Raw genomic sequence first — 26,630 nt, 5'->3', positions numbered from 1 at the left:
TTTTCCATGCTGGAGAAAATGAAGGTCCTGAGTTTCTGCCACGTCCTGCAGGGCCCCGCTTGCACGCAATATCTCGGGGATCTGGGCGCCGACGTCGTGAAGGTCGAGCCGATCGCGGGCGAACGCGCGCGCCGCTGGGCGGGCCCGCATATCGGCGGCGTCGCGGGGCTTTATCTCTGCGCGTTCCGCAACAAGCGGACCTTCGCCGTCGATCTGAAGAACCCCGATGGGATCGCCGTCATCAAGGACATCGTCCGCCAGACGGACGTCGTGGTCGAGAATTACCGGGCCGGCGTGATGGATCGCCTGGGCTTGGGCTACGAAGCGCTCAAGCAGGTGAAGCCCGATTTGATCTACGCCAGCGGTACGGGCTGGGGCAGCAAGGGCCCGATGATCGAACGCGCGTCGCAGGACATCATCATCCAGGCCCGCACGGGCATGATGGCGGCGAACGGCCACGACACCGCGAAGGCCGTCGGCTCCGCGATCATCGACCAACATGGCGGCGCGGTCCTGGCGATGGGCATCATCGCCGCCTATGTGAAAAAGCTGACCACGGGCAAGGGCACGAAGGTCGAAAGCTCGCTTTATACCGCGGGCCTCGATCTCCAGACGGAACCGTTGACCGTCTATCTATCCACCCGGCCCGACCGCGCGATCATGAAGCGCGACGAGCATCTCGCGACTTGGTATCACCAGGCGCCCTACGGCCAATTCAAACTCGCCGACGCCGAAATCGCCATGTCGGTGAACGATCCGATGAAGGTCGCCGACGCGCTCGACAGCGACGAGCTGCGTGCCTTGGCGAAGATCGATCGCTTCAAGGAACGCGACCGCTACGCCCAAGCCTTCGCGAAGGTCGTCGCCACGCGCAAATTCGCCGATGTCGCGGCCGCGTTCGACAAAGCCGAACTTTGGTACAGCAAGGTCTTCGACTTCGACGACGTTGCCGAGGATCCGCAGGCCGAAGCGGTCGACGCGTTCAAAGAAATCGAAATCCGCGGCGAAAAGGCCGTACTCGTCAATCACCCGGTCAAGTACGACGACGAAACGCCGCCGCTGCGCATCCGGCCCTACGATGTCGGCCAGCATACGCGCGAGGTGCTTTCGGAACTTGGCTACAGCGCGAACAAGATTGACGACCTCGTCTCGCGCGGCGTCGTCGGCGCGGTCGAACAGGCCAAAGCGGCCGAATGACGCTTGCGGGCCCGCGCGTGCGCGCGCGGGCCGGCGGCCTTACTCGCCTTTGAAGGCGGGTGCGCGCTTTTCCAGAAACGCCGACATGCCTTCGCGCCTGTCGGCCGTGCCGGAATTGCGCCAGAGCGAGTCGCGTTCGTAGGCGATGCCGTTCTCGTGCGTGGCGCCCACGGCGACGCCGACGCAAGCCTTGCTGAACTTGACGGCGACCGGCGCGCGCGACGCGATCGTCGCCGCGATCTCGACCGCCCGCGACACCGTACGCTCGACCTCGCAGATTTCGATCACGTAACCGAGGCGGAACGCCGTCTCGACGTCGATCGGATCGCCGGTGAACAACATATACGACGCCCATTGCGGACCGACCTTGCGCGGCAAGCGCTGGGTCCCGCCATCGCCGGCCATGCCGCCGATTTTGACTTCGGGCTGGCCGAACTTGGCGTTCTTGCCGGCGACGATGAAGTCGCAGGTCAACGCGAGTTCGTTCCCCGCGCCGAAGGCGATTCCGTTGACGGCCGCGATGATCGGCTTCGGAAACTTCTCGAGGCTTCGCCACGCCGCGACGCGCTCGGGATTGTTCGACGTGCCCGCCGGGCCGCGCTCGAGCATCTCCTTGATGTCCGCCCCTGCGGCGAAGGATTCGGCACTTCCCGTCAGCACAACGGCCCGCACATCGCGGTCGGTGGCGGCGGCTTCCAGATGCCGCGCGAGCGCGATCACCATCGAGCTATGCAGCGCGTTCTTCTTCTCGGGACGATTGATTCGCAGCAACGCCACATGCGCCGCCGGCGTCTCGCGGACAATCAGATGGGACAGATCGTCTGTCGACATTGGCTTCAATCCGAAAGCGGGTTAACCGAGCAGCATGCGCGGCAGGAACGTCGTCAACGGCGGGATCGCCGCGACCAGGAAAAGCGCCACGCAAAGCGCGATGAAGAAGGGCAAGATCCCGCGGGACGCGCTGCCGATCCCGATGCGCGCGACCGCGGCGCTGATGAACATCAGCGTGCCCACCGGCGGCGTCACACCGCCGATCAGACAGCACATCACGATGATCGTGCCGAATTGCAGCGGATCGTAGCCGAGCGCTTGGCCCACGGCGTAAAGCGGTGCCGCGAACATGATGAGGATCGCCGTGCCGTCGATAAAACAGCCGAGGATCAGCAGCAGGATAACGATCAGCAGCAGCTGCAATTCGGACACGCTGGTGATCGCGTTCAGCAGCGAGATGACTTCGGACTGGAACTGTGCCCGGGTCAGCAGATTGGCGAACACGGTCGACGCCGCCAGAATCAGCATGACCATCGAGGTCGTCAACGCAGCACTCATCACGGCACCGCGCAGCCTCGACCACGTGAAGCTGCCATAGAAGAAATGGCCGATGACCAGGACCGCGACCGCCGCGACGATGCCCGCCTCGGTCGGCGTGAATACGCCGCCGACGATCCCGCCGATGATGATGAACGGGATGGTCAAAGCCGGCGCGGATTCCCGGACCGCCAAGATGAAGCCTTGCGTCGTGCGCGGCGGCGCGTCGTCGTTACGCCCGAATCCGCCCCGGACGGAAATTATGTATGCCGTGATCATCAGGATAACGCCGACGAGCACGCCCGGGATCGCGCCGGCCAGGAAGAGCTGGCCCGTCGAAACGCCAGTGAGAAAGCCGTAAATGATCATCGGGATGCTGGGCGGGATCAGCGCACCGATCGTCGACGAGGTCGCGCATACGCCGACGGCGTAAGGTGCGGGATAGCCTTTTCGCGTCATGCTCGGAATTAGGATCCCGGCCGTCGCCGCGCAGTCGGCGACCGCCGACCCGGAAACGCCGCCGAAGAGCATCGACGTGACGATGTCGACCTGGGCAAGGCCGGCCCGCATGCGCCCGACGAGAAAATTCGCGAGCTGCATGATCCGGTCGACAAGATTGCAAGCGCTCGCGAGCGTGCCCGTCAGAACGAAGAACGGAATCGCCATCAGCGGGAACGAGTCCATGCCGCCGAACAGGCGCGTAATCACTAGCGTGAAAGGCAGACGGTCGTCGAGAATAAGCGGGATGAACGTCGCCGCGCCGATCGAGAAGGCGATCGGCACGCCGAGAATCAGCAGGATGAAGAATACCGAAACGAGAATACCCAGCACGACCGCGACTCCCTTAATCGACCATCGACTGTTCGGATTCCGGAATCGGCTCTCCGCGACTCCAGATCGTCCAACCCAAGCGCAACGTCTCGAAAAGCATCAGCACGCCGCCGATGGGAATCGCGACGTAGACGTATCCCATCGGAAACTCAAGCGACGTCGATTGCTGCTCCATATTGAGGAGCGTGACCTTCGATCCGAACCAGATCAGGACCGCTTCGAACCAGATCATCACCAGTACGGCGAAGAGACCGAGAGCGACCCCGATCCCCTTCGGAAGTGCCGCAAGCAGAAGATCGACACGGAAATGTATGCCGTATCGGATCGTGAGGCCCGAGCAAAGGAAGACCATCCAGATACAAGCGTATCGGATGATCTCCTCCGCCCAATAGAGCCCGCCCCAGCCGGGAACGGCCCGCAGCACCGTCGAAGCGAAACCGATTCCGACCATCGCCGCGATGGCGACGAAGATCAGAACCTCGATGGTCTTGACGTAGATGCGATCAAGCATGGCGTTCCCGGCCGGTCGGTCGTCGGATCAGAACTTGCTGAGCTTCAGCATCTTTTCGTAAACCTCGACCACTTTCGGGCCGCGGTTCGCGAAATGCTGCCGGTTCATATCGACCAGCGGCGCACGGAAGGCCTGAATCTCGGCGTCCGAAAGCTCCGTGATCGTGACGCCGGCCGCCCGCATCGTCGCCAGCGCCTGTTCGTCGGCGGCCTTGTGCAGGGTCAGCTGATAGGCGGCCGCTTCCTGCGCGGAGGTCGTGATGATGTCCTGCAAGTCCTTGGGTAGACGGTCGAACCACGCTTTGTTGACGACGATCGGCTGCGGATAGTGGTTGTGACGCGTGGTGAGCAGGAACTTGGCCTTCTCGTGGAAGTTGCTCGTCACCATCGTCTCGTGCGTGGCTTCCAACGCGGCTATCACGCCGGATTCCAACGAGGTATAGACCTCGGCGAGCGCGATCGCGGTCGGTGTCGCACCCCAGCCGCGCGCGAGGCCGACGAAAAGCGGCGTGTTGGGAATGCGAAGACGCAACCCGCGGAAATCGGCAAGCGTCTTGAGCTGCCGCGTCGAGAGGACGTTGCGTGGCCCCTGGTACATGAGGCCGACGAGGTGGAACCCCTTGGGCTGCACGAAGCCTTGGAGATCGTCGTAGATCGCGTCGGTGATCGCCTTCAGATCTTCGACGTTGCGATAGACGTAGAACGCTTCCATCACCTCGATTTCGGGCGCGTAGGCGCCCGTACCCGGAAGACCGCTCAACACCATCTCGAGCGAGCCGCCGCGGACCATTTCGGCCATCTCGCGCTCGGAGCCCAATTCGCTATTGTTGTAGACGGCGACGGAGATGCGGCCGCCCGACCGCTGCTCGGCGAGCTGCTTGAAGCGGCCCGTCGCCACGGGGATCGTGTGCGTGGCGGGATAGACGTTGCCGACGCGCAAGCGGACTGTTCCGGTCTGCTGGGCATGGGCGTCGGGCCCGAGGGCGGCATAGCCGATAAGGGCGGCAGCCCCGGTCAATACGGTACGGCGTGATTTCATTTTCATTTCCCTCCCTAGGCCGCATCCCGCGGATCGGCGGCCGACGGTTTCGTTTTACGCGCGAACCGGTTTTCCGGCTCACTAAAGCGCTTACATTGTGAAGATGAAGATTCGCGAAGTCAAGCTTAGGCACCGGAATTCCCGGGGAAATCCGGGCACCGTAGCGGTCGATAGACGAACCGCAGCGATGTAAGCGCTAATTAACGGAGGTCGGCGCGCGGGCCGACGAGCCGCGGATCATAAGCTCCGCCTCGAACCGCGAAGGCAGCGTCGCCTCGCCGTTATCGAGCTTTCCGATGATGAACCGGGCGATAGCGTGCCCGATATCGATCGCGGGCACGCGAACCGTGGTCAACGGCGGCTCGAACTGCGCGGCCAATTCCAGATCATCGAAGCCGGTAACGCTGATATCGTCCGGCACGGACAATCCGGCCGCCTTGGCTTCGATGACGGCGCCCGCCGCCAAATAATCGTTCACGCAAACGACGGCGGTTGGGCGCACGCCCGACGTGCTTAAAATACGCTGCATCCCTTCGCGGCCGGCGCCGATCAGATAGCGGTCGACGATGACCTGATGCTGCGGGCGCACGGCCAGCCCGGCCTTCGACAGGACCGACTGCACGGCTTCGATCCGCTGCCGGATCCGGTCGTTGCCTTCGTAGGCGCGGCTGATAATCGCGAAATCGCGATGCCCTTGCTCCAGCAGATACTCGGTCATCCGCGACATTTCGCGGAAATTGTCGAAACCGATGCAGTTGGCCGTTCCATAGCGGCCGCTGGTATAGGCGATGACGTAGAAAACGCCGCGGCTTTTCAGAAAATCCATCAATGCCGGCGGCTGATCCTCGCCCATCAGGATCAAACACTCGATCCCATGCTCGAGCATTTTGGCCGCCTGACGCAACGTCAAATCCGGCTGCTGTGGCTCGGGCTTGCCCAGAAGCAGCGTATAGCCGGCATCCCCCAGATCCTGCTGGATCGCCTCGATCATCGACGTGATCGTCTGGTGGCCGAGCGTCGGAATGAGGGCCCCGACGGTGCGCGTGCGCAACGACGCCAGCGCCTTGGCCGCGCCATGCGGAATCCAGTTCAGTGCGCGGATGGCGGCGAGCACTTTTTCGCGCGTCTCGGCGAGGACTTTGTCCGGCGCATTGATGACGCGCGAGGCGGTCGCCGTGGACACGCCGGCCATACGCGCGACATCCTCGAGTTTCGAAGATCCGACGCTGCCCTTACGGACGCGACGGCGTTTCGGCTCGATTTTCGACGGAGAGCGTTGCTTCGATCGTGCCATGTCCGCGCCGCCTCCTTATCTTTAGAATGTCCGCGTTACACGGTTCGAAATTAGCCCGCGCCCCCCGATTCGTGCCAGCCCCTATATCGGGCGTGACCACCGTCGAGCGGCAGCCGCTGCGCGATGCCCGTATCCGCCGCCGTGAAAATCGCGGTTATCAATTCCAGCGAACGGCGCGCATCGGAAAGCTCGATATCGAACGGCGCACCGGATTTGAGCGCCGCGTGGAACGCCCGGAATTGGCCTTCGAAGAACAGCGCCCCGTCCGGTACGGCGCCGACGATCGCATCGACCTCCGATTGCCGCTCGGGATCTTTCGCGAGGAAACGCCAGGGTTCCAGTGCGGGCTTCGGCGCGTCAAGTCCGCGGCACTCGCGCTCGATGACGAGATTCTCGAAGCACAGCCTGAACCGCGTCAATGGCTCCGCCGAGCCCAGCGTCGCCGTCAACGTCGCCAACGAGCCGTCCGCCATCCGCAATCCGGCAACCGCGCAATCCTCGACCTCGATCGGATTGACGCGCGTCGTCTTGAACGCCACGACGTCACGCACGGGGCCGGCCAACGACAAAAACAGGTCGTGGATATGGATGGACTGCGTCAGCAATACGCCGCCAAGCTCGGTGGCGAACTTGCCCCGCCAGGGCACGCCGTAATAGGCGGGCCCGCGCAACCAAGCCGTCTCGACCGACGACGTATACAGCTTCCCGCCGAACCCCGATTGGACGAGCGCCCGCGCCTTCGCGAAACCGGGCCCGTACCGATACTGGAAGATCGGCATGATCCGCGCGGACGATCGGGTCTGCGCGTCGATGACGTCGTCCATCAACGCGAGCGACGATGTGAAGGGTTTCTCGCACAGAACGTGCTTACCCGCCGCCATCGCCTGACGAACCATCGCGTGGTGCTCGGACGGCGGCGTACAAATACTGACGGCATCGAGATCGCTCAGCGCCAGAATGTCCCGATAGTTGCGGCGCCGGATCGGAATTCCGTACTTCGCCGCGAAACTCTCCATCCGGGCTTCGTCGACGTCGCAACACGCCACGATCTCGAACAGGTCGGGCAACGACGCAAATCCCGTTTCGATCTGGGTGCCCGCAACCCACCCGCAGCCGACGATCGCGATCTTGATCATTCTTCCAGCTTCCCGCCGGCATCGGCGCGTAGAAAACGGAAATCACACCCCTGCTCGGCTTGCAATACTTCGCGCCAATAAAGCCCTTCGTATCCGCGGCCGGGGGGCGGCGGCGGCCGCCAGTCCTTCCGGCGGCGCGCGATTTCCGCTTCGTCGACCAGCAAGTTCAAGCGGCCTTCGTTCGCGTCCAGCGCGATGAGATCGCCGTTGCGCACGAACGCCAACGGACCGCCCTCCGCGCTTTCTGGGCTGATATGCAGCACGATCGTGCCGAACGCCGTGCCGCTCATGCGCGCATCCGAAATCCGCACCATGTCGGTGACGCCTTGCGCGGCGAGCTTGCGCGGAATCGGCAAATAGCCCGCCTCGGGCATGCCCGGCCCGCCCTTCGGGCCGGCGTTCTGCAGGACGAGCACGTCGGCGGCGGTGACGTCGAGTGCGGGATCGTCGATCCGCGCCGCCATATCCGCGAGCGACGTGAACACGACCGCGCGGCCCGTGTGCTTCAGCAATCGCGGCGTCGCCGCGGCATGCTTGATGATCGCCCCATTGGGCGCAAGATTGCCGCGCAACAGACGGATGCCGCCGCCGCGATGGACCGGATCAGCCGCCGAGCGCACGACATTCTGCGCGAAACCCGGTCCGACGGCGGGAATGGAATCGCCGATCGGCTTTCCGGTGACCGTCAGGCAATCGAGATCGAGGCGATCGGAAATCTCGCGCAGGATCGGACCCAGTCCGCCCGCTTTGTGAAGATCCTCCATATACCCGACGCCCGTCGGCTTCAGATCGACAAGCACCGGGATGTCCCGGCCCATACGGTCCAAAGCCTCGAGGTCGATCTCGATGCCAAGGCGGCCCGCGATCGCCGTCAGATGGATCACCGCATTGGTCGAACCGCCGACCGCCTGGAGAACGCGAAGGGCATTGTCGAACGCCTTCGCGGTCATGATTTGCGATGGCTTGAGGCGCTCTTTGCCAATGGCAACGGCGCGGGCCCCGGTTGCCTCGGCGTGGCGCAACCGGTCCGCATCGACGGCGGGCACGCACGCACCACCCGGCAACATCATGCCAAGCGCCTCGGAACACAAAGCCATGGTGCTCGCGGTCCCCATCACCATGCAGGTGCCGGGTCCCGGCGCCAGACGTCCGCCGATCTCTTCGATCTCCGCGGCGTCGATCGTACCGGCGCGATGCTTGGCCCAGAGACGCCGGCAATCCGTACAAGCGCCCAGACGCTCGCCCTTATGGCTGCCGGTGATCATCGGGCCGGTGACCGTCAAAATCGCGGGCACGTCGGCGCTCGCCGCCGCCATCAACAAGGCCGGAACGGTCTTGTCGCAACCGCCGATCAGCACCACCGCGTCCATCGGCTGGGCGCGGATCATCTCCTCCGCCGCCATCGCCATCAGGTTGCGCAGGAACATACTCGTGGGATGCGAGAACGCCTCGTGCAGGGAAATGATCGGAAACTCGATCGGCAAGCCGCCGGCGAGCATCACGCCGCGCTTGATCGCGTCGATCATCTCGGGGACGTTGCGATGGCAGGCGTTGTACGCCGAATAGGTATTCGTGATGCCGACGATCGGACGATCGAGCGCGTCGCCCGAATATCCCATCGCCTTGATGAACGCCTTGCGCAGGAACAGCGAAAATCCGGCGTCGCCGTATTGCGCCAAGCCCTTCTTCAGTCCATTTGCCATGATCGTCCGGAATCCATTCAGGCTTCGTCGTGGTCGCGGACGAAATCCATATCGAGTTCGAGGCCGAGCCCGGGCGCTTCGGGCACTTCCATGAAGCCGTCGACGGGCACGGCCGCATTCTTGAATACGCGCGCGGTGATTTCCTCGAACATCGCCAGGCGCTCCAGGAACGGCGCGTTGGGCGTCGCCGCGACCAGCGGCAGATGGACGTTCTCCATCGCGTGCGGCGCGAATTTCACGTTCCAGGCCTGCGTCATCCCGGCGATTTTCAACATCTCGGTGTAGCCGCCGGCGCGCGCGCCATCGGCCTGCACATAGTCCGCGGCTTCCGCGAGCAGCAGGTCGCGCACGCCGAACTTCGTGTATTCGTGCTCGCCGGTAGCCAGCGGGATATCCGTCGCCCGTCGGAAACGCGACAAACCGGGAATGTCGTCGGCGAAAACCGGCTCCTCGAAAAGCTTGATGTCGTATTCGCGGATGCGGTTGGCGAGTTGCGCCGCGGTGGCAGCGTCGAAACAGTTGTTCGCGTCGACCAGGATGTCGATATCCGGCCCGAGCGCTTCGCGCACCTTGCGTACGCGGACGACGTCGCGGCGGATATCCGTGCCGCCGGCATAACCGACCTTGAACTTCACCATCTTGAAGCCCCGCGCGGCGAAGGATCGCATCTCCGCGACGAGTTGATCGTCGGAGTAGGACGTCCAGCCGCCGCTCGCGTAGACCGGCACGCGCGTGCGGTCGCCGCCGAGCAGCCGGTGGACCGGGATGTTCAGGATCTTGCCCTTCAAATCCCAAAGCGCGATATCGACGGCGCTGAGCGCGCAGAACGTGACGCCCTTGCGGCCCACGCCGCGCAGATAGTGGAAGAATTCGTGCCACAAAGCGTCGCTTTCTAGCGGATCGCGGCCGACGAGTTTGCCGGTCATGTTCCGTACGATGAGATCGCGCACCGCCTCGCCGCCGACTTCGTGATACGTGACGCCGATGCCGGCGAGACCTTTATCGGTCGTCACCCGCACCAGCGTGAAACCGATCGTCTCGACCTTGCGCGTCGCGTCGGCGAAACCGCCGGTGATCGGATACGGCACCAAATGGACGTCGATTTTCGCGATCTTATGCTTCATCGTGATTCTCCCGAACGGCTGGAACTTTTACGCATCGTATCGATCGCTTCGAGGATCGCGGTCGTTTCGACGCCGAATTCGGCGTCCAGCGGATGCGCGCGCTTGCCTTGCGCGATCAACGAAATCAGATTCTCGATCGCGCGGACATAGGCGGACGGATAGTCGGGCGGAAGATCGGGAAACACCATTCGCGTTTCACCGTCGTCGAAAATGTAGCGGTTGCACCGGTCTTCCGGGCGGGCGCTCAACGTGATCAAGCTCGTCGCCATGGCGCCGCTTTCGTGGATCGTCTCGAAGCGCGAGTAACCCTCTTCCGATGGCAACGCGCGCTGCGCGGTCACGGGCCCTAGCGCTTCGATGAGAAGCGAGAGGATATGCGGCCCGAGATCCCACAATTCGGCACCGCTATCCCGGCGCCAAAAAGAATCCTTGTAGGGGCTCTCATTCGAGAATGCGGCGGAGAGTATCTCGACTGTGACGTTGCGCCATTTTCGTTTCTTCGCTTCGGCGACCGCCGCGACGAGTTCCGGAAAAAAACGCCGAGTGAAGAAGACAAGCGCCGTGACGTCGTTCTTCCGGATCTCGGCGGCCAATCGCTTCGCTGCAGCAAGGTTCGTCGCCATCGGCTTTTCGAGAAGCACGTGTTTTCCGGCGGCGATCGCGCGCAGCGCCATCTGCTCTTGGGCCATCGGCGGCAGCGCGAAACTCACAACATCGACCTCGGCGAGCATCGCATTGAAGTCGGCGTAGGCCCGCGCCCCCCATTTCTCGGCCAACGCGGCGGACTTTGCCGGGTCGCGGCCCCATACCGCCGTCAACTTGGCGCCTTTGACGCGTTGAAGGCCGACCATTTGGACGTTCGCAGCCCAGTACGCCGTTCCCGCCACGCCGAATTTAAGAGTTTTCACGCCCCGCCCCGATGACCGCCGAATTTGTTCGATAAGCGTATCATGATTTTGAATTTATGTAAGCGCTATCATAACTAGTGCGCACGCTTCAAGGGCGCATTACGGATCGGTGGTCACTCTTTGAGCACGCCGGCCGCATTGAAGATTTCCTTGATCTCGGCTGAGTACTCCGCAAACCGCGCCGAGGCGAGAACGGCGCTGTTGCGCGGCCGGGGAAGATCGATATCGATGATGCGATCGACGCGGCCCGGCCGCGAGGTCATGACGACGATGCGGTCGGATAGCGCCACGGCCTCTGCGATGCCGTGCGTGATGAACAACACGGTTTGCCGGCGCTCGAGCCAAAGCTTCTCGAGGTCGACGCGCATTTGTTCGCGCGTCAACGCGTCCAGCGCGCCGAACGGTTCGTCGAAGAACAGGAATTGCGGCGCGTGAACCAGCGCACGGCAGATCGCGGCGCGCTGGCGCATACCGCCCGAAAGTTCGAACGGATAGCGGTTTTCGAAACCGGCGAGGCCGACCCGCTTCAGCAGATCCAGCGCCGCCGGCTTCAACGCGCGCTCCGGAATTTTACGCAGCGCCGCATGCAGCAGCACGTTGTCCAGGACTGTGCGCCATTCCAACAACGCGTGATCCTGGAACACGATGCCAAGGTCGGTGAACGGACGATCGACAACACGCCCGTCGATCGTCGTCGTCCCGGCGGTCGCGGGATCGAGGCCCGCCGCGATCAGCATCAGCGTGCTCTTGCCGCAACCGCTGGGCCCCAGCACGGAGACGAACTCACCTTTGCGAACGCCGAAATCCAGCGGCCCCAAAGCCTCGATCGATCCGTCGAGCGCCTCGTAGGTCTTGCGCAAGCCGCGAAAAACGATTGCTTCGGTTACGAGCGTTTCGGCGGCGGGCGCATCCGCGACCGCCGCGCCGTTCGTGACAACGCTAACGCCCATGTCAGGCTGACGGCGCGACGAAATCGTTGGTGTAGAAATGTGTCGCCGGAAGATCGGTCTTGAAGCCGGTGTATTCCTTCAACAAGGCGATGTTCTGTTCCATCGCCGCCGGATCGGTGCGCCCCATGGGCCGCTCGCCGGTCAGCAACGTCGTGAAGGCGGCGAGATTGCCGCGCACCACGCGCGCGTCGAGCGGCGTTTCGGCGTGCTTGACCAATGCTTGCACCGCCGCTTCTGGATCGTCGATCGCCGCCTGCCACGAACGTTGTGTCGCCTGGACGAAGCGGCGCACGAGCCCCGGGTTCTCGCGGATCAGATCGGGATGGGTCGAAATGCCCGAACCTAATGTCGGCACGCCGAGGTCTTTATAGGTCTTGAACCGGGCGGCAAATCCAGCGTTCTGAAGCGTCACGGGCTGGTCGGCGGCGCTGCCCAGAAGCACGTCGCAACGCCCTTCGCGCAAGGCCGCCACGCCCGCCGTGCTGTCGACGTTGAACATTTCGTAGTCAGTCGACTTGATGTTGTTGGCCGCGAGCACCGCAGGCCAAAGTTGGGTGGCGCCGTCGCCCGCTGTACCGCAGACGCGCTTGCCGATGATATCGCGCGCTGTCTCGAACTTGGTACGTCCGTCGATCCATACGCAGGCGAGCGTGCTGATCGCCATCGTCATCACCTGCTTCACCTGCACGCCCTGCGCGGCTGCCAGCAGCAGCGCGCTTGTATCCGCCCAGGCGAACATATCGGCCTTCGTGCCGACTTGGCGCACCGTGACGCCGGATCCCTTGCCCTGGTCGGGGCGAAAATCGATGCCGACATCCTTGTAATAGCCGCGCTGCAGCCCGAGGATCGGCGGCGAATAATTTCCGATCCATGACCAGTTGAAGCGGAAGGTAACGCGATCGGGCGCCTGCGCGATCGCAGGTGCCGCAAGGACGGTCACCGACGCGGCGGTGGACGCAAGAAAGACGCGACGCTTCATCATCGTGTTTCCTCCCGGGGATTTTTCAATTGGGCGTCAAGCGGCGCTGGGCAATGTCCCAGGGCGTCGCGAGACGCTGGATCATTTCGACGACGAAATAGAGGAAAATGCCGATCATGCTGAGCAGCAACATACCGGCGAAGGCGAGCGGTGAATTCATCTCGCCATTAGCGACCAGCACGAGATAGCCGAGACCGCGGCTGGACGCGATAAATTCGCTGACGATCGCGCCGATCGCCGCGGCGGCCATCGACATCTTCAGCCCCGCGAACAGATTCGGCAGCGCGTGCGGCAGGCGCACACGCAGGAACATGTCGATCGGCCCCGCCCCCATCGAACGCGCGACGCGCAAAGGCTCAGGCCGAATCGAGGTAAAGCCGACGATCGCCTGAATCAGGATCGGGAAAAACGAGATCAAGAAGGTGATCAGCACCTTCGGCAACACGCCGAAGCCGAACCAGATGATGAACAACGGCGCGATCGCGATCTTCGGGATCAGCTGCGAAAAAACGACGATCGGATAAATCACGCGGCGGACGATCGGCACGAATGAGATCGAAAGCGCCAACGGGATCGCGACCGTCACCGACAGCGTGAAACCCGATAGAATGACCGACAAGGTCGCCGTGGCGTGACGCGCCAGAATTGGGGCGCGATCGTATATCTCGGCGAATATCCGGGTCGGCCGTGGCAGCAGATGTTCGGAAACGCCGAAGACAATCACCGCAACTTCCCAGCCCGCGAATAGCAGCGCTAGGGCCAAAAGCGGCCCGATCGTGTCGAGTACCTGTCGCTTCCGCAACGGCGCCCTCCCATCGTTTTATGCAATCGCTTACATAGCGCTTCGATCACGTCACGTCAATCGCCAAACGGCATTCTTCCCGCCCTCGGCAATGGGTTCGGCCGCTCATGCGATCAAATCGTCTGGCCACCATCGATCACGTGGATCTGGCCGGTGGTGAACGCGGCCGCGTCGCTCGCGAGATAGACGACGAGGGCCGCAATCTCCTCCGGCGTGCCGAACCGGCCGATCGGTTGACGCGCGATGAACGCCGCGCGCGCCGCCTCGTAATCGCCTTGCGCGCGCAAACGATCCTGCAGCGATGGTGATTCGATTGTGCCGGCGCAGATCGCATTGCAGCGGATACCGTCGCGGATGAAATCGGCCGCCACCGATTTGGTAAGGCCGATCAACGCTGCCTTCGTCGTGCCGTAGGCGAAACGATTGGGCGCACCCTTCACGCTTGATGCGACTGACGCCATGTTGATGATCGAGCCCGATTTGCGCGTCAGCATGCCGGGCAGGAACGCGCGGATCGTGCGCAACGCCGCCGCGACGTTGAGATCGAATGCCGCCGCCAGCATCTCCGGCGCGCAATCGAGAATCGTCCCGCTATCGACGCGACCGGCGCAATTGAACAGGATGTCGATCGGACCGGTCCGCGTGGCCACCGCCGCGATCTCCGCCACCGACAATACGTTGAGCCCAAGCACGGCGACCCGCGGGTCCGCCTTGGGCATATCCGCAAGAGCGCTTTCGTTGATGTCCGTCGCGAAGACTTTTGCGCCCGACGCCGCCAAAGCCAGCGCCGAAGCACGGCCAATGCCTTGTCCGGCCGCCGTCACCAGCGCCGTCTTTCCCGTCAAATCGAACATACCCAATCCTCGTGCCCGTTACGCCGCGCGGTACTTGCGCCAAGCTTCCGCCGTGAATTCCACGCCATGGCCCGGCTTGGTCGGAACGAGCAACATGCCGTTCTCGACTTTCAGTCCTTCGACCAGCAGATCGTCCATGAACGGGTAGAATTCCACATAGGACGCGCGCGGCAACGCCGCCGCGACGTGGATATGCAGCACGGTCATAAAATGCGGCGCGAGCGCCAATCCGGCGCTGTCCGCGATGCGCCCGATGCGCATCGTCTCGGTTATCCCGCCGACGAAGCACATATCCGGCTGCACGACATCGACGGCGCCCGACAGGATGAACGGCATGAAGTCGCGGCGGGAATGGACGTGCTCGCCCATCGCGATCGCCATCGGCAGCGCCTGGCGCAGGCGGCGATAGCCTTCGATATCCTGGGACAAAATCGGCTCTTCGAACCAATGAACGCCGAAATCGGCGAGCTGGCGGCCAAGCCAAAGCGCGGTGGGCAGATCGAGCCGTTCGTTCGCGTCGCACAGAATGCGCGGCGCATCGCCGATCGCCTGGCGCACCGCGCGGATGCGCTCGATATCCTTGCCCGGCTCGCGCCCGACTCGGATCTTCACCGCGTCGAAGCCGTCGCGGATATAGCCCGCCGAAAGCTCGACCAACTCGTCGATCGGAAGGCTGGGACTCGCCTTCCCGCTGCCGTAGCACGGCACGCGGTCGCGCACCTGGCCCAGCATCCGTGCGATCGACATGCCGGCTTCGCGCGCGCGCAAATCCCATAGCGCCACGTCGATCGCCGCGATCGCCATCGCGGCGATACCGTGCCCCAATCGATGGGTGTAGTGGAACAACTCGTCGTTCAGCGCCTCGACATCCATCGCCGCCCGGCCATGTACGCGCTTCAACAGCACCGTATCGAGCAACGCCTTGACCGCCTCGCCGCCGCCGTAATCGGAGGTGAAGGTCCAACCCGTCCCGCGCACACCGTTGTCGTTCTCGAGCGTCACGCCGATCAGCTCGAAGAACTCGTCGCTGCGCTCGGCAGCGGCGCGGTTCGAGGCGAAACGGAGAATCCAGCTTTCGGTCTTCCTGATCGTCATCGGTGTTCCATCCATCGTCAGTCGAGCAGCGCCACGCTGCGGTCGGGTGAGAAGGTTAGTTCGACGGTAGCTCCCGGCTGCGCGGCGGCGGGCGGGGTCGTCTGCACCCGGATCTCCGTGCCGTCGGCAAGCGTCACGAAATAGTCGATCAGACCGCCGGTGAATGCCGTCGTGCGGACATGGCCGCGCAGCACGTTGCGCCCGGCGACGGCCGATCCCGCCGCGCCGATCGCGATTTCCGCCGGGCGGACAGATATGGTCGCCGATCCGCGCGCGGCCGCTTCGGCGAGCGCGCCGGCGGCGACGCGCAGCTTCGTGCCGTCGGCCAAGGTCCCGGCGAGCCCGGCCCCTTCGGCGCCGATATTCCGCAGGGCCAGGAGATTCGTCAGGCCGATGAAGCCGGCCACGAATTTCGATTTCGGCGTGTTGTAGATTTCCGTCGGCGCGCCGAACTGAACGATATTGCCGTCCAGCATCACGGCGATGCGGTCGGACATCGCGAGCGCTTCGTCTTGGCTGTGCGTCACGTAGACGCCGGTGATGCCCAAACGCTGCTGCAACGAGCGGATCTCGAAACGCATCTGCTCGCGCAAGACCGCGTCGAGGTTGCTCAGCGGTTCGTCGAACAACAGAATTCCGGGCTCCGTCGCGATGGCGCGCGACAATGCCACGCGTTGCTGCTGTCCGCCGGACAATTGACCCGGATAGCGCGTCGCGAATTGCGTCATACCGACGATCTTCAGCACCTCGGCGACTTTCGCCTCGATCGATGCACGTTCGCGGCCGCGCCGCTTGAGGCCGTAGGCGATGTTGTCGGACACCGTCATGTGCGGCCACAACGCATAGCTCTGAAAGACCATCCCCAGATCGCGTCGCTCAGGTGGCAATTGCGCGGCACCGTCGACCAGCACGCGATCCCCCGCCACGATACGCCCGCTGTCGGGGCGCTCGAGACCGGCGATCATGCGCAGCGTCGTCGTCTTGCCGCAGCCGCTGGGCCCGATCAACGCGATCATCCCGCCGGCCGGGACGTCGAACGTCACGTCCCGGACGGCGAGAAACGATCCGAAGGACTTGCGCAGCCCTTCGACCTTCAGCGCGATGCCGGCGGCTTTATCGGCCGAGGGCTTCATGGAACTTCCGCGCCTGCGTACGCTTGTTCTCGGAGATGAAGCCGGAATCGACGTTCACGATCTTCACCTGATCGAGCGCCGAGCCGTCGGGGAATTTGTACGCGACGTCGTTGCGCACCGGTGCGCCGCCCAGCGAGGCCGGCATCAGCGCCTGCCCTTCTTCCGAGATAATGAAGTCGAGCCACAGCTTGCCGAGCTCTTTCTGGCGCGAAGCGCGCATCAAGCCGAACGCGGACAGCTCGCCCGGCGCGCCCTCGATCGGCCACACGTTGCTGGTCGGCTCACCGCGATTGGCGGCCGTCTGCGCATTCGCCAGCAGATTGATCCCCAGCGGACGCTCGCCGCTGACCGCCAAGTCACGGATCGTGCCGTGCGAGGATTCGAGATGGACGCCGTTGGCACCGAGCTTCTTGAAATACTCCCAGCCGTATTTCGCCGGATCCTGCTTGACGAGATGGTCGGCGATGAACCAGACGAAGGATTGCACCGACTGCGACGAGTTCGGGTCAGCCATCGCAATCTGGTTGCGCCATTTCGGCTCGAGCAGATCGAACCAGCTTTTCGGCGCATCCGCCGCTGAAATGCGGCGCGTGTTGTAGTGGATGAGATAGAGATTCACGAAGGCGGGCGTGAACACGTCACCGGGGCTGCGCATCTCGGCGCGTGCCTTCTCGATACCGGCGGCCTTGTAGGGTTCGAACGCGTCGTGCCGACGCTGCAGATAGGCGATCGATGCATCGTTGAGCCCGACGACGTCGGCCTTAGGACTGCGGGCGCGCAGTTCGAGTTCCAGCGTGGCGAGCAGCTCTTCACCCGGCTGACGGAAATGATCGACGCCGATACCGGGGTTCTTCGCTTCGAAAGCACGCGCGAGCGGCGCCACCTGCGAATTCTCGTAGGCAGAGTAGATCGTCAGTTTGCGCGCCTGCGCCGAGGCCGGAACGATCGACGCGGCGGCGAGCCCCGTTCCCGCACCTATCAGAAGCGCGCGGCGGGAAATATCGTTATGTTTCGTGCGTTTCATTGTGTCCTCCCTTTTATGCATTTGCGTTTATCAGGTTGATTCAGCCGCCCATGCGTATGCCCGCTTTGCGCGAAAGCGCGGCCGCTGCCCCCAAAATGGTGGCGACGGAAACGAACATCGTCATGCCGAAGGCACAGGCCTGCGCGAGACCGCCATTGCCGTTCCAGATGTCGAGCAGGACGGTCGATAGTGTTTGGGTGTGGATGCCTTTGAGGATGATCGAGGCGCTAAGCTCGGGAAGCGCCAGCACGAAAACCAACAGCCATGTGTAGATGAACGTCTGGCGCATCATCGGCAGAGTAATGAACCCGACTGTGGTGAGGCCGTTGGCGCCCGCAACGCGCGAGGCTTCTTCGAATTCTGGCGAGAGCTGGATCAACGCACTTTGGCTTGTTCGCACACCGAAGGTTACGAAACGCGTGATGTAGGCAACGAACAAGATGCCGAAAGAGCCGTAGAGCCCCAACATGTTGAGTGGCGGATTGAGGTAGATGACCGCCAGCGCGATGGCGAGCGCCGTCCCCGGTACGGCAAGCGGAATGATCGACAAATAGTCGAGCAGTGAGCGTGCCGGAATTTTGGATCGCACGACAACATGCGCGACGAGGAAGCCGAGAATGGCGACCAGCGTCGCGGCCGATGCCGCCAGCGTGATCGATAATTGCGCCGCCGCGCGCACCGCCGGATCCGCGAAAACCACGCGATAATTGTCGAAACTCCAGTTCCCAGCGCTGAACCCGAGCCCGACACTTTTCATCAGCGAGATCACGAGCATCCCGCCATAGGGCACGATCAACGCCGCGAGCACATAGGCAATCCCGAGCGCCGTAAACGCGTGGCCGACCCAGCCCAAATCGGTGTCGCGGCCGCCGAAGGACTTACCGCCGACCGTGCGGAAGCGTTCGGCCTGACGCGTGCTGCGGCGATAGACGACCAGCGCCACAAGCGACATCAGAATCAGAATGATCGAAGCCGCAGACGCGCCTTTGAAGTCGAGCCGGATGAGGGATTCCCGGATCGAGATGGTCAACACGTTGAGCCGCAGCATATGCGGCGGACCGTACATGGCGAGGCTACCTGCGAAGGCCAGCAACGCACCCGACATCAGCGCGGGCCGCATCAGCGGCAGCGTCACATCGCGCAAGGTTTGCAGCGCGCCCGCACCCTGCACGCGCGAAGCTTCCTCCAGCGCGGGATCAACGTTGCGCAAGGCCGGCACGAGCGTCAGGAAGACGTAGGAAACGCCGTGCGGCAACGCGGTGAAGATCAGGCCCCACAGCGTGAAGATATTGAGCGGCCCCGACATGATGTCGAGATCGAAGACGCGACGCAGAGCGAGATTGAAGTACCCGACATTGGGCCCGGCGAGCGCGATATAGGCCATCGCGAGCAGGAAATCGGGAGAAACGAGCGACACGATCATCGTGGCGCTGACGATTGCTTTGCCACGCATGTTGGTGCGCGCGACGCCGAACGCCAAAGGTGCGCCCACCAGCACGCTCAACACCGCCACGCCCGCCGCGACCAACAGAGAATTGCGCATCGCCACGCGCAGCTTGGGATCGTCGAAGAATTCCCGATACGCGGCGAGGGTGAAACCGCCGTCGGTCAGGCTGTCGTAAGCCATGTAGCCGATCGGAATGGCGACCAGATAGCTAAGGCACAGGAAGCCGATCAGCCACGGCACGAGCGGCCCGATGGGATAGCCGGAACGAGGCTGTGCGACGGCGCTCACGCGTTCACCGGAAAGCGCGGCCCAGGCCTTCTCCGGCCCTGCAAAACGAGCTCAAACCACTGCTCCGCAATGCAATTTCCTCCCAGCCCTGGCGCCTGCTCGGTTCCGAACAGAAACCTTGCTTTGCCATGTAAGCGTTTTCATAATCTAGTGATCGAAGTCGAGCCCGTCAAGAAAAACGCGCCGATGCCCGCCTACAGCTGAATGTCGCCGAAACGAATATGGGGGAACCGCCGCCGATGACCGATGTCACGATCGATCGAAACTACGGCTATGGCGCTGCCGTCGCGCGCTACGCCGCCGGCTCGGCTAAATTCCCCTATCCGGATGCGGTCCGCGAGAAAGGCAAACTTCAGCTCCTGGATACACTCGCCGCGATTGTTTCCGGCGCCGCCCTCGAAGCCGGCATCGCGGGAAGGCGTTACGCGGAATCGCTCGGGGGGCGTTCCGTCGCGTCGATCTTAGGGACCGATGCGCGCGCATCCTTGGTTGAAGCCGCACTCGCCAACGGCATGTCGGCCCATGCCGATGAATCCGACGACTCGCACGAAGAAAGTCAAACGCATCCCGGCTGTGGCGTCTTGCCGGCGGCGATGGCGGTCGCGGAGGAATTGGGCAGCTCGGGCGAGGCGCTGCTGCGCGCCACGATTCTCGGCTACGAAATGACGATCCGCTTCGCGCGCGCGCTCGGCGCGGGCATGACGTTCAAAGCATCCTCGATGTCGAGCCACGCCTACGGTCCTTTGTTCGGCGCAGGCTACGCTGCGGGCGCCCTGATGGGCTTCGACGAGCATCGCTTCATGGTCCTACTGAATTATCTCGCGCAGGAAGCATCCGGGCTGACGACGTGGCGGCGCGACGAGCGGCATACGCTGAAAAGCTACGTCTTCGCGGGCATGCCGGCGATGAACGGGGTGAAATGCGCCGCGCTGGTACGTGCGGGATTCTCGGGCGGCGGCGACGTGTTGGAGATGAACGACAGGAACATGCTCGACGCGATCACCGCCAAGCCGAACCCGATGGCGTTGACGGATCGCCTCGGCACGCGGCACGAGATCCTCGATACGGATATCAAGCTCTATCCGGTCGGATATCCGATCGCCGCTCCGCTCGGGGCGCTCGAGAAGATCATCGCGGATCACCGGGTGACGGCCCTGGAAGCCAAGCGCATTCGCATTTTCTATAACGAGGACTGGTACAAGGTGATCGGCGACAAAAGCCGTATGCCCGACGTCAATCTCCGCTATTGCATGGCGGTCACGCTGGTTGACGGCAAACTGACCTTCGATGCTGCCCACGATGCCGAACGGATGCGCGATCCCGCCGTCGAGGCGGTTGGGCGGCGTATCGAGTTTCTGGGGCCATTGCCGCAACTTCAGCGTTTCGACAGCCGTGTCGAGATCGACACCGAACGGGGCACCTTCGGCGCGGATCAAGACCGCAACGTCCTTGGCCGGGCCGAGAATCCGATGTCGAAAGCCCAAGTGCAAACGAAGGCACGGGAATTATTCTCGACCGTTCTAACGGCCGGCGCCGCGGACAAGCTCATCGAGACCGTGGATCGGATCGAGACGGTTGCCGACGTCGGGGAAATTATCCCTTTGATGACGCCGGCACGCCCATAAAGGATCCGGCGACTTTCATCGAGGCATTGCTGTACGGGCGAGTATAAATCCGGGCGGCAAGTTCTCCGGCTTATCTAGACGGTGGCGCACAAAAAAACCATCGATCGCCTCAAGTAAATCCCGATTCGGGGGAGCGATCGGTGCTCGCGTTGTGGCGCTAGCGATTACACGTTGACGGTATAGAATCTGCTTGGCGATCGTCACGAACCTGCCGGCGTCCCCCGTCGCGCAAAACTTGGCCCAAGGCTCGATCTCGCCCCAAAGACGTTCAGCTTGCTGCATATCACCGCGGTCCAGAAAACGGTTGAGCGCAACCATCTTAGACGTCGGCAATCCCGCGAAGCCGAGAACTGCACCGAGACATCCCCTCTTGCGATCGTCAAGAAAGGACACTTCGTCGGTCGTCAGATTCTCTGACATCGCCAAGGACGAGAGCTGGTCGACTGCCAATAGATCGTCCGCACCAGCGATCGACGCTCGCGTTCCACCGGCCGAAATCAAGAATCCTTCAGCACCAGCTTCAGACAAATCTTGCACTGTTTCGCCTATTGTACCCCACCTCGTATCGATGCCGGTCACGACGGCGCAGACACCGCGCGCTGCATCCCTAGCCCGGGCAACGATGTCAACCGCCTCTGTGAGAGAAAGTGCGGCGGCTTCACCGAGGACGGTATTCACAACCAAGCCGTCCGGTGATCCAGCGACGACTTCTGCGAAATATGCACGCAAGGACGGCCAGTCAATCGAACCGTTCGACCAGAACGGCGTCACGCAAGCCGCGTAAATTCCCTTCGTAAAATCGAACACGCGATACTCCCATCTCGCCTATGGATCACAATCAGCTTGGGAACAACTCGCCGAGTTGCGTAACTTGCGCCTGGGTCAGATAGCTGAGCGCCTTCGGGCCATTAAGCAGCAGATAGAGCTTTGCCGTCTCCTCGAGTTCCTCGACGGAATAGACCGCGTCGTCGAGCGATTTGCCCGCGACGATGGGGCCGTGATTGGCGAGCAGCACGGCATTGTGCTTCTCGGCCAAGGCCGCGACCGCGTCGGCGAGCGAACGCTCGCCCGGCGGATAGTAGGGCACGAGCGGCAGCTTGCCGATGCGCATCACGTAATAGGCCGTGATCGGCGGCAACACGTCGCCGGTGTCGTCGTGGCACATGCACGACACCGCGACACAATGCGTGGAATGCAAATGCACAATCGCCTTGGATACCGGGCGTTTGCGATACATCGCGAGATGCAGAAACGCTTCTTTCGACGGCTTGTCCCCGCCGACATGCGTGCCGTCATCCGTAACTTTAGAGATGCGCGCAGGATCGAGCCGCCCCAAGCAGGAATTGGTCGGCGAGATCAGGAAGCCACCTTCGACGCGCGCGCTGATATTGCCCGAACTACCGTGCGCGTAGCCACGTACATAAAGGGATTCTCCGTGGCGCGCGATCCATTCGCGGATCCCCGTTTCGCTGCTGCTCACGTTTATCCTCCCTCGTCAGATACTCCGAAATCGATCGTACCAGCCAAGCCCCTCTTGGGTCGTCGTGCGCGGCTTGTATTCTGCGCCGATCCAACCTTCATAGCCCAGTCGATCCAATGCCCGGACGATATGACCGAAATCGATCTCGCCTTCGTCCGGCTCCGCGCGGCTGGGAACCGCCGCGATCTGGACATGGCCGATCGACGCCAGATGGGCTTCCAGTTTCTTCGTCACGTCGCCTTCCATGACCGCGACATGATAGACGTCGAACATCAAACGGAGATGCGGGAAACCGAGCTCGCCGATGATTTCGAGCGCTGGTGCGATCGTCGAATAGAAATATCCGGGCTTGTCCCGCCGATTGAGCGGCTCGAGCAGAATCCGGAGCCCCTTCTCGCCCGCGATATCGGCGGCGGCGCGAAGGTTCCGTAAGAAAGCCGGACGGGCTTCCGCGACGACCGATGGATCGATCAGCCCCGCCATCACATGAACGCTCGCGGCGCCGGCACGCGAAGCGTAGTCGGCGGCAATGCGCATCGACGCCAGAAAATCCTTCTCGCGGCCCGGCAAGGCCGCCAATCCGAACTCGCCTTTCGCCGTGTCGCCGAGCGGCGAGTTGAGCGCCAGAAGCTTGACCCGGTGTTGCGCGCAAGCCCGCGCGACATCCGCCGCCGGAACTTCGTACGGCCAATGCAATTCCACCGCGCCGAAACCCGCATGCGCCGCCGCAGCGATCCGCTGCGCCAGCGGAAGTTCGGTCCACAAAAACCCGAGATTGGCGGAGAATTTCGCCATTAGCCCCTGCCCTTGCCGGTCGCGAGAGCGCCAAGCGCCGCCGCGAAAAAATCGTCCGCGCCGAAATTGCCGCTTTTGAGCGCCAAGCGATAGGGCGACGCGCCCGCGACGGTCAAGACCGGCACGCCGGGGTCGATCTCCGGCCCGACGCGCATCGTCGTAACGCCCAACGCCGAAACGACGGCGCCCGAGGTTTCGCCGCCGCCGATCGCCAAACGCGTGAAACCCGCGTCGCGCAACGCCACCGCCAGCTTGCCGAAGAAGCTTTCGAGCGCTTCGGCCGCGACCGTCGTTCCGTAACGCTGTTGCGCGGCGCGCACCTCGGCGGGATCGGCGCTCGAATAGATCAGCGGCGACTTATCTTTATTGGCGCGGGCGAAATCGAGCGCCACGGCGACATCCATACGCTTTTCGATCACCGCATCGGCGGAAATCGCCAGCGCAGGATGCGACGCGGCATGCGCTTTCACTTGGCGGCGCGACGCTTCCGAGCACGAGCCGCACAACGCCACACCCGGCCCCGCGATGAAGGGCTCGGCCATCGGTTTCGCCGCCTTGCCGCTTTTGACGAAATTCGCCGCGAGCCCCTTGCCGATGCCCGAGCCGCCGGTCACGAGAACGTCGTCGGCAACCGCTTCGCCCAAAACCAGAAGATCCGCGTCGTCGACCGCATCGGTCACGGCGAAGCCCTGCCCCTTCGCGATGGCGGCATCGAGGGCCGCGCGCACGGCGCTGGCGCCTTTCTTCACGGTCTCATAGGCAACCAAGCCGACCGGCACATCGGTTTGGTACGACAGCCAGCGGCGAATATCGGAATCGGTCATCGGCGTCAGCGGATGGTTGCGCATGCCCGATTCCGCCAATGGCGTGCCGTTGACGAACAGATTGCCCTGGTAAAGCGTGCGGCCGAGCGACGGCGCCACCGGGCAGACGATCGCCATCTTGGCGCCGAGCCTGGCGCGCAAGGCTTGCGCAACCGGGCCGATATTGCCGTCCTTCGTGGAATCGAAGGTCGAGCAATACTTGAACAGAAATTGTTCGCAGCCCGCCGCGATCAACCATTCCAGCGCCGCCAATGATTCGCGCACGGCATCGGCGACGGGAATCGTGCGCGTCTTCAACGAAACGACCAGCGCGTCGCAATCGGGAGCCGCACCTTGCGGTATGCCGACCGACTGAACCGTCGCCATGAAGCCGCGCACCAGCGTATTCGCGGCGTCGCTCGCGCCGGTGAAATCGTCGGCGATCACGCCAAGCCGCATCGCGTCTTCTCCGCTTTCGTTCAAGCCACTACGATACCGCTTAGTTCTTCGTCGATATATGCCCGTATGATCGCATCGATACTTTCGTCGACGGGGAACCCGAACCGAGTGGCCGCATCGCATGCGAAGGCTCTCGGCCACGATCCGACGATCCGCGCGATCGTATCGTCGGGGGACCGGCGCACGCGCGCGACCGCCTTGGCGCCCGCGACGCGCGACAAGGCATCCAACATTTCGCCCGCGGTCACGGTGATGCCCCGGCCCGTCAGCGCATGATCCGCGCCAAGCGTGGCCATATCGATTTCGGCTGCATGGATCAGGGATTGGATGGCGATGCCGGGCGATGCGATCCATGCGGCCACGTCGTCGGCGACGGGTAGTACCGCGTCCTTACCGGCAAGCGGCTCGCGCAAAATCGACGACAGGAAACTCGATGCCGCCTTGTTCGGGGCACCCGGGCGCACGACGATCGTCGGCAAACGTAGCGCGACACCGTCGACATAGGCTTTACGGGCGTAGTCGGCGACGAGCAGTTCGCCGATCGCTTTTTGCGCGCCGTAGGAAGATTGCGGCGTCGTGCGCTGGCTGTCGGGGACGATATCGGGCAACCGGCCGCCGAAGACGGCGAGCGAGGACGAGAACACGAAACGCGGGCGGTTCGCCGCAAGGCGTGCCGCTTCGAGCAGACGTCGCGTCCCTTCGACGTTGACCGCGTAGCCGAGCGGGAAATTCTGCTCGGCTTCGCCCGAGACGATCGCCGCGAGATGAAAGATGTAGTCGGGCGCGCGGCGCGCCAGCAGGCCGTCCAAATCGCCCGCGACGATATCCACGGCTTCGGCGGACGCCGCCGTGCCGAGATCGGCGATTTCGGGCGCCTTGAGATCGACGAGATGCACGGAACCAAGGGGGCGCTTGCCGATACGGCCCTGCGCCAGCAAGCGGCGCGCGAGTTTGCGGCCCAGCATGCCCCCGCCGCCGACGATAAGTACGCGCGCGCCGTTCATCGCGCCGCCTCGTAGCCGAAGAAATCGACCATCTTGCTGATCTGCCCGAGCATCATTTCGCGGCCGCCGAAGGCGACGCAGCCGCCGTCGCGCGCGAGCTTCAGCAGGGGCGTGACTTCCGGCTTCACCACAGCGTCGAATACGACGAGTCCGGCGGCCAGCTTTTCGACCGGCAACGGCAGGCGGGCGTCGCCCAACATTCCGATGGGCGACGCGTTGATAAGAATATCGGCGCTATCCGCGCTCGCCGGGCCGGTCGTCGTGTCGATCGCCGGATCGACGCGCTTCACGCGCGCCGCCAATTCGGCCGCCCGCGCCGCGTCCGGATCGAACAGCCGCAATCTTGCGGGCGCTTCATGCGCGACGGCGACGGCGATCGCCGCGCCGGCGCCGCCGGCCCCGAGGATCTGCACGGTCTTGCCCTTGAATCCCAAGCCGCGCCGGCGGAACGCTTCGACGCAGCCGATCCCGTCGAAAATATCGCCTTCCCAGACGCCGTCTGTGTTTCGCCGCAGGGCGTTGATGGCGCCGACCTTCGTGCCGTTCGAACCGATCTTCCCGGCGAGCGGCACCGCCCGCGCCTTGTAGGGAATCGTGAAGACCAACCCGTCGAGATTCGCCAGACGCATCAATCCGCCGATCGTCGCGTCGAATTCGTCCGGCAGCACATGCAGCGGCAGCATCAACGCGTTCACGCCGCGGCGTTCGAACTCGGCGCCGAAAAGTTCCGGCGACTTCACCTGCTCGATCGGATGACCGACGATGCCGAACAGCCGCGTGCGACCGTTGACATACGCGACCTCGTCCGGAACGTTGGAATGCGCGACCGACATCGTCGTGTC

Annotated in this window: 25 protein-coding genes; 2 read left to right on the top strand and 23 right to left on the bottom strand. The window is 63.4% G+C overall.

Going from position 1 to position 26,630, the window contains the following annotated elements:
* The first annotated feature begins 6 nt into the window (after positions 1 to 6).
* A complete protein-coding gene (locus J0H39_05635) occupies positions 7 to 1,197 on the top strand; it encodes a CoA transferase (GenBank protein ID MBN9496213.1) in 1,191 nt (396 codons plus the stop codon).
* 39 nt (positions 1,198 to 1,236) lie between these two features.
* Here J0H39_05635 and J0H39_05630 read toward each other — a convergent pair whose 3' ends face one another.
* From J0H39_05630 to J0H39_05550, 17 genes are all read right to left on the bottom strand, one after another.
* Positions 1,237 to 2,028, bottom strand: coding sequence for an enoyl-CoA hydratase/isomerase family protein (locus J0H39_05630; GenBank protein MBN9496212.1), 792 nt, complete (start codon positions 2,026 to 2,028; stop codon positions 1,237 to 1,239).
* Between the two features lie 21 nt (positions 2,029 to 2,049).
* Positions 2,050 to 3,336, bottom strand: a complete 1,287-nt coding sequence (locus J0H39_05625) for a TRAP transporter large permease (GenBank protein MBN9496211.1) — start codon at positions 3,334 to 3,336, stop codon at positions 2,050 to 2,052.
* Positions 3,337 to 3,349: 13 nt separating this feature from the next.
* Complete coding sequence (locus J0H39_05620; protein ID MBN9496210.1) at positions 3,350 to 3,847, bottom strand: TRAP transporter small permease; 498 nt, start codon at positions 3,845 to 3,847, stop codon at positions 3,350 to 3,352.
* Between the two features lie 27 nt (positions 3,848 to 3,874).
* Complete coding sequence (locus tag J0H39_05615) at positions 3,875 to 4,885, bottom strand: TRAP transporter substrate-binding protein (protein ID MBN9496209.1); 1,011 nt, start codon at positions 4,883 to 4,885, stop codon at positions 3,875 to 3,877.
* A 196-nt stretch (positions 4,886 to 5,081) separates the two neighbouring features.
* Positions 5,082 to 6,077 (bottom strand): substrate-binding domain-containing protein, encoded by a 996-nt coding sequence (locus J0H39_05610; GenBank protein MBN9496208.1) that lies wholly within the window; start codon positions 6,075 to 6,077, stop codon positions 5,082 to 5,084.
* A gap of 152 nt (positions 6,078 to 6,229) precedes the next feature.
* A complete protein-coding gene (locus J0H39_05605) occupies positions 6,230 to 7,315 on the bottom strand; it encodes a Gfo/Idh/MocA family oxidoreductase (GenBank protein MBN9496207.1) in 1,086 nt (361 codons plus the stop codon).
* Complete coding sequence (locus J0H39_05600; GenBank protein ID MBN9496206.1) at positions 7,312 to 9,018, bottom strand: dihydroxy-acid dehydratase; 1,707 nt, start codon at positions 9,016 to 9,018, stop codon at positions 7,312 to 7,314. The genes J0H39_05605 and J0H39_05600 overlap by 4 nt, the downstream gene beginning before the upstream one ends.
* A gap of 17 nt (positions 9,019 to 9,035) precedes the next feature.
* Entirely contained in the window at positions 9,036 to 10,142 is a 1,107-nt protein-coding gene (locus tag J0H39_05595) for a mandelate racemase/muconate lactonizing enzyme family protein (protein ID MBN9496205.1), read from the bottom strand.
* Positions 10,139 to 11,050, bottom strand: coding sequence for a Gfo/Idh/MocA family oxidoreductase (locus J0H39_05590; GenBank protein MBN9496204.1), 912 nt, complete (start codon positions 11,048 to 11,050; stop codon positions 10,139 to 10,141). The genes J0H39_05595 and J0H39_05590 overlap by 4 nt, the downstream gene beginning before the upstream one ends.
* Before the next feature lie 113 nt (positions 11,051 to 11,163).
* The gene (locus J0H39_05585; protein MBN9496203.1) at positions 11,164 to 12,000 is read right to left on the bottom strand and encodes an ABC transporter ATP-binding protein; all 837 of its coding nucleotides are present in this window, start codon (positions 11,998 to 12,000) and stop codon (positions 11,164 to 11,166) included.
* Position 12,001: 1 nt separating this feature from the next.
* Positions 12,002 to 12,982: an ABC transporter substrate-binding protein gene (locus J0H39_05580; GenBank protein MBN9496202.1), complete on the bottom strand. Its 981-nt coding sequence runs from the start codon at positions 12,980 to 12,982 to the stop codon at positions 12,002 to 12,004.
* Between the two features lie 22 nt (positions 12,983 to 13,004).
* Positions 13,005 to 13,781: an ABC transporter permease gene (locus J0H39_05575; protein ID MBN9496201.1), complete on the bottom strand. Its 777-nt coding sequence runs from the start codon at positions 13,779 to 13,781 to the stop codon at positions 13,005 to 13,007.
* Between the two features lie 113 nt (positions 13,782 to 13,894).
* On the bottom strand, positions 13,895 to 14,635 hold the full coding sequence (locus J0H39_05570; GenBank protein MBN9496200.1) for an SDR family oxidoreductase: 741 nt from the start codon (positions 14,633 to 14,635) through the stop codon (positions 13,895 to 13,897).
* An 18-nt stretch (positions 14,636 to 14,653) separates the two neighbouring features.
* Complete coding sequence (locus J0H39_05565; protein ID MBN9496199.1) at positions 14,654 to 15,730, bottom strand: mandelate racemase/muconate lactonizing enzyme family protein; 1,077 nt, start codon at positions 15,728 to 15,730, stop codon at positions 14,654 to 14,656.
* A 17-nt stretch (positions 15,731 to 15,747) separates the two neighbouring features.
* Positions 15,748 to 16,863: an ABC transporter ATP-binding protein gene (locus tag J0H39_05560; protein ID MBN9496198.1), complete on the bottom strand. Its 1,116-nt coding sequence runs from the start codon at positions 16,861 to 16,863 to the stop codon at positions 15,748 to 15,750.
* Positions 16,844 to 17,887, bottom strand: a complete 1,044-nt coding sequence (locus tag J0H39_05555; protein ID MBN9496197.1) for an extracellular solute-binding protein — start codon at positions 17,885 to 17,887, stop codon at positions 16,844 to 16,846. Before J0H39_05555 ends, J0H39_05560 begins: the two co-directional genes overlap by 20 nt.
* A gap of 40 nt (positions 17,888 to 17,927) precedes the next feature.
* A complete protein-coding gene (locus J0H39_05550) occupies positions 17,928 to 19,622 on the bottom strand; it encodes an iron ABC transporter permease (protein ID MBN9496196.1) in 1,695 nt (564 codons plus the stop codon).
* Positions 19,623 to 19,861: 239 nt separating this feature from the next.
* On the opposite strand from J0H39_05550, the gene J0H39_05545 reads away from it, so the two are divergent.
* Positions 19,862 to 21,247, top strand: coding sequence for an MmgE/PrpD family protein (locus J0H39_05545; GenBank protein ID MBN9496195.1), 1,386 nt, complete (start codon positions 19,862 to 19,864; stop codon positions 21,245 to 21,247).
* A 15-nt stretch (positions 21,248 to 21,262) separates the two neighbouring features.
* On the opposite strand, the gene J0H39_05540 is transcribed toward J0H39_05545, so the two are convergent.
* From J0H39_05540 to J0H39_05515, 6 genes are read right to left on the bottom strand one after another with little or no spacing between them, the layout of a single operon-like run.
* A complete protein-coding gene (locus tag J0H39_05540; GenBank protein ID MBN9496194.1) occupies positions 21,263 to 22,054 on the bottom strand; it encodes a dihydrodipicolinate synthase family protein in 792 nt (263 codons plus the stop codon).
* A 31-nt stretch (positions 22,055 to 22,085) separates the two neighbouring features.
* Positions 22,086 to 22,727 carry an aldolase gene (locus J0H39_05535; protein ID MBN9496193.1) on the bottom strand — a complete coding sequence of 214 codons (642 nt, stop codon included), beginning with the start codon at positions 22,725 to 22,727 and terminating at the stop codon, positions 22,086 to 22,088.
* 15 nt (positions 22,728 to 22,742) lie between these two features.
* Positions 22,743 to 23,522 (bottom strand): TIM barrel protein, encoded by a 780-nt coding sequence (locus J0H39_05530; protein ID MBN9496192.1) that lies wholly within the window; start codon positions 23,520 to 23,522, stop codon positions 22,743 to 22,745.
* Positions 23,522 to 24,784, bottom strand: a complete 1,263-nt coding sequence (locus J0H39_05525; GenBank protein ID MBN9496191.1) for a four-carbon acid sugar kinase family protein — start codon at positions 24,782 to 24,784, stop codon at positions 23,522 to 23,524. The genes J0H39_05530 and J0H39_05525 overlap by 1 nt, the downstream gene beginning before the upstream one ends.
* A 20-nt stretch (positions 24,785 to 24,804) precedes the next feature.
* Complete coding sequence (locus J0H39_05520) at positions 24,805 to 25,788, bottom strand: SDR family oxidoreductase (protein ID MBN9496190.1); 984 nt, start codon at positions 25,786 to 25,788, stop codon at positions 24,805 to 24,807.
* Positions 25,785 to 26,621: a shikimate dehydrogenase gene (locus tag J0H39_05515; GenBank protein ID MBN9496189.1), complete on the bottom strand. Its 837-nt coding sequence runs from the start codon at positions 26,619 to 26,621 to the stop codon at positions 25,785 to 25,787. Before J0H39_05515 ends, J0H39_05520 begins: the two co-directional genes overlap by 4 nt.
* Positions 26,622 to 26,630 lie beyond the last annotated feature (9 nt).

The sequence above is a fragment of the Alphaproteobacteria bacterium genome, assembly GCA_017308135.1.
Classification (GTDB): domain Bacteria; phylum Pseudomonadota; class Alphaproteobacteria; order CACIAM-22H2; family CACIAM-22H2; genus Tagaea.
This window is presented reverse-complemented; position numbering and strand designations above follow the sequence as displayed.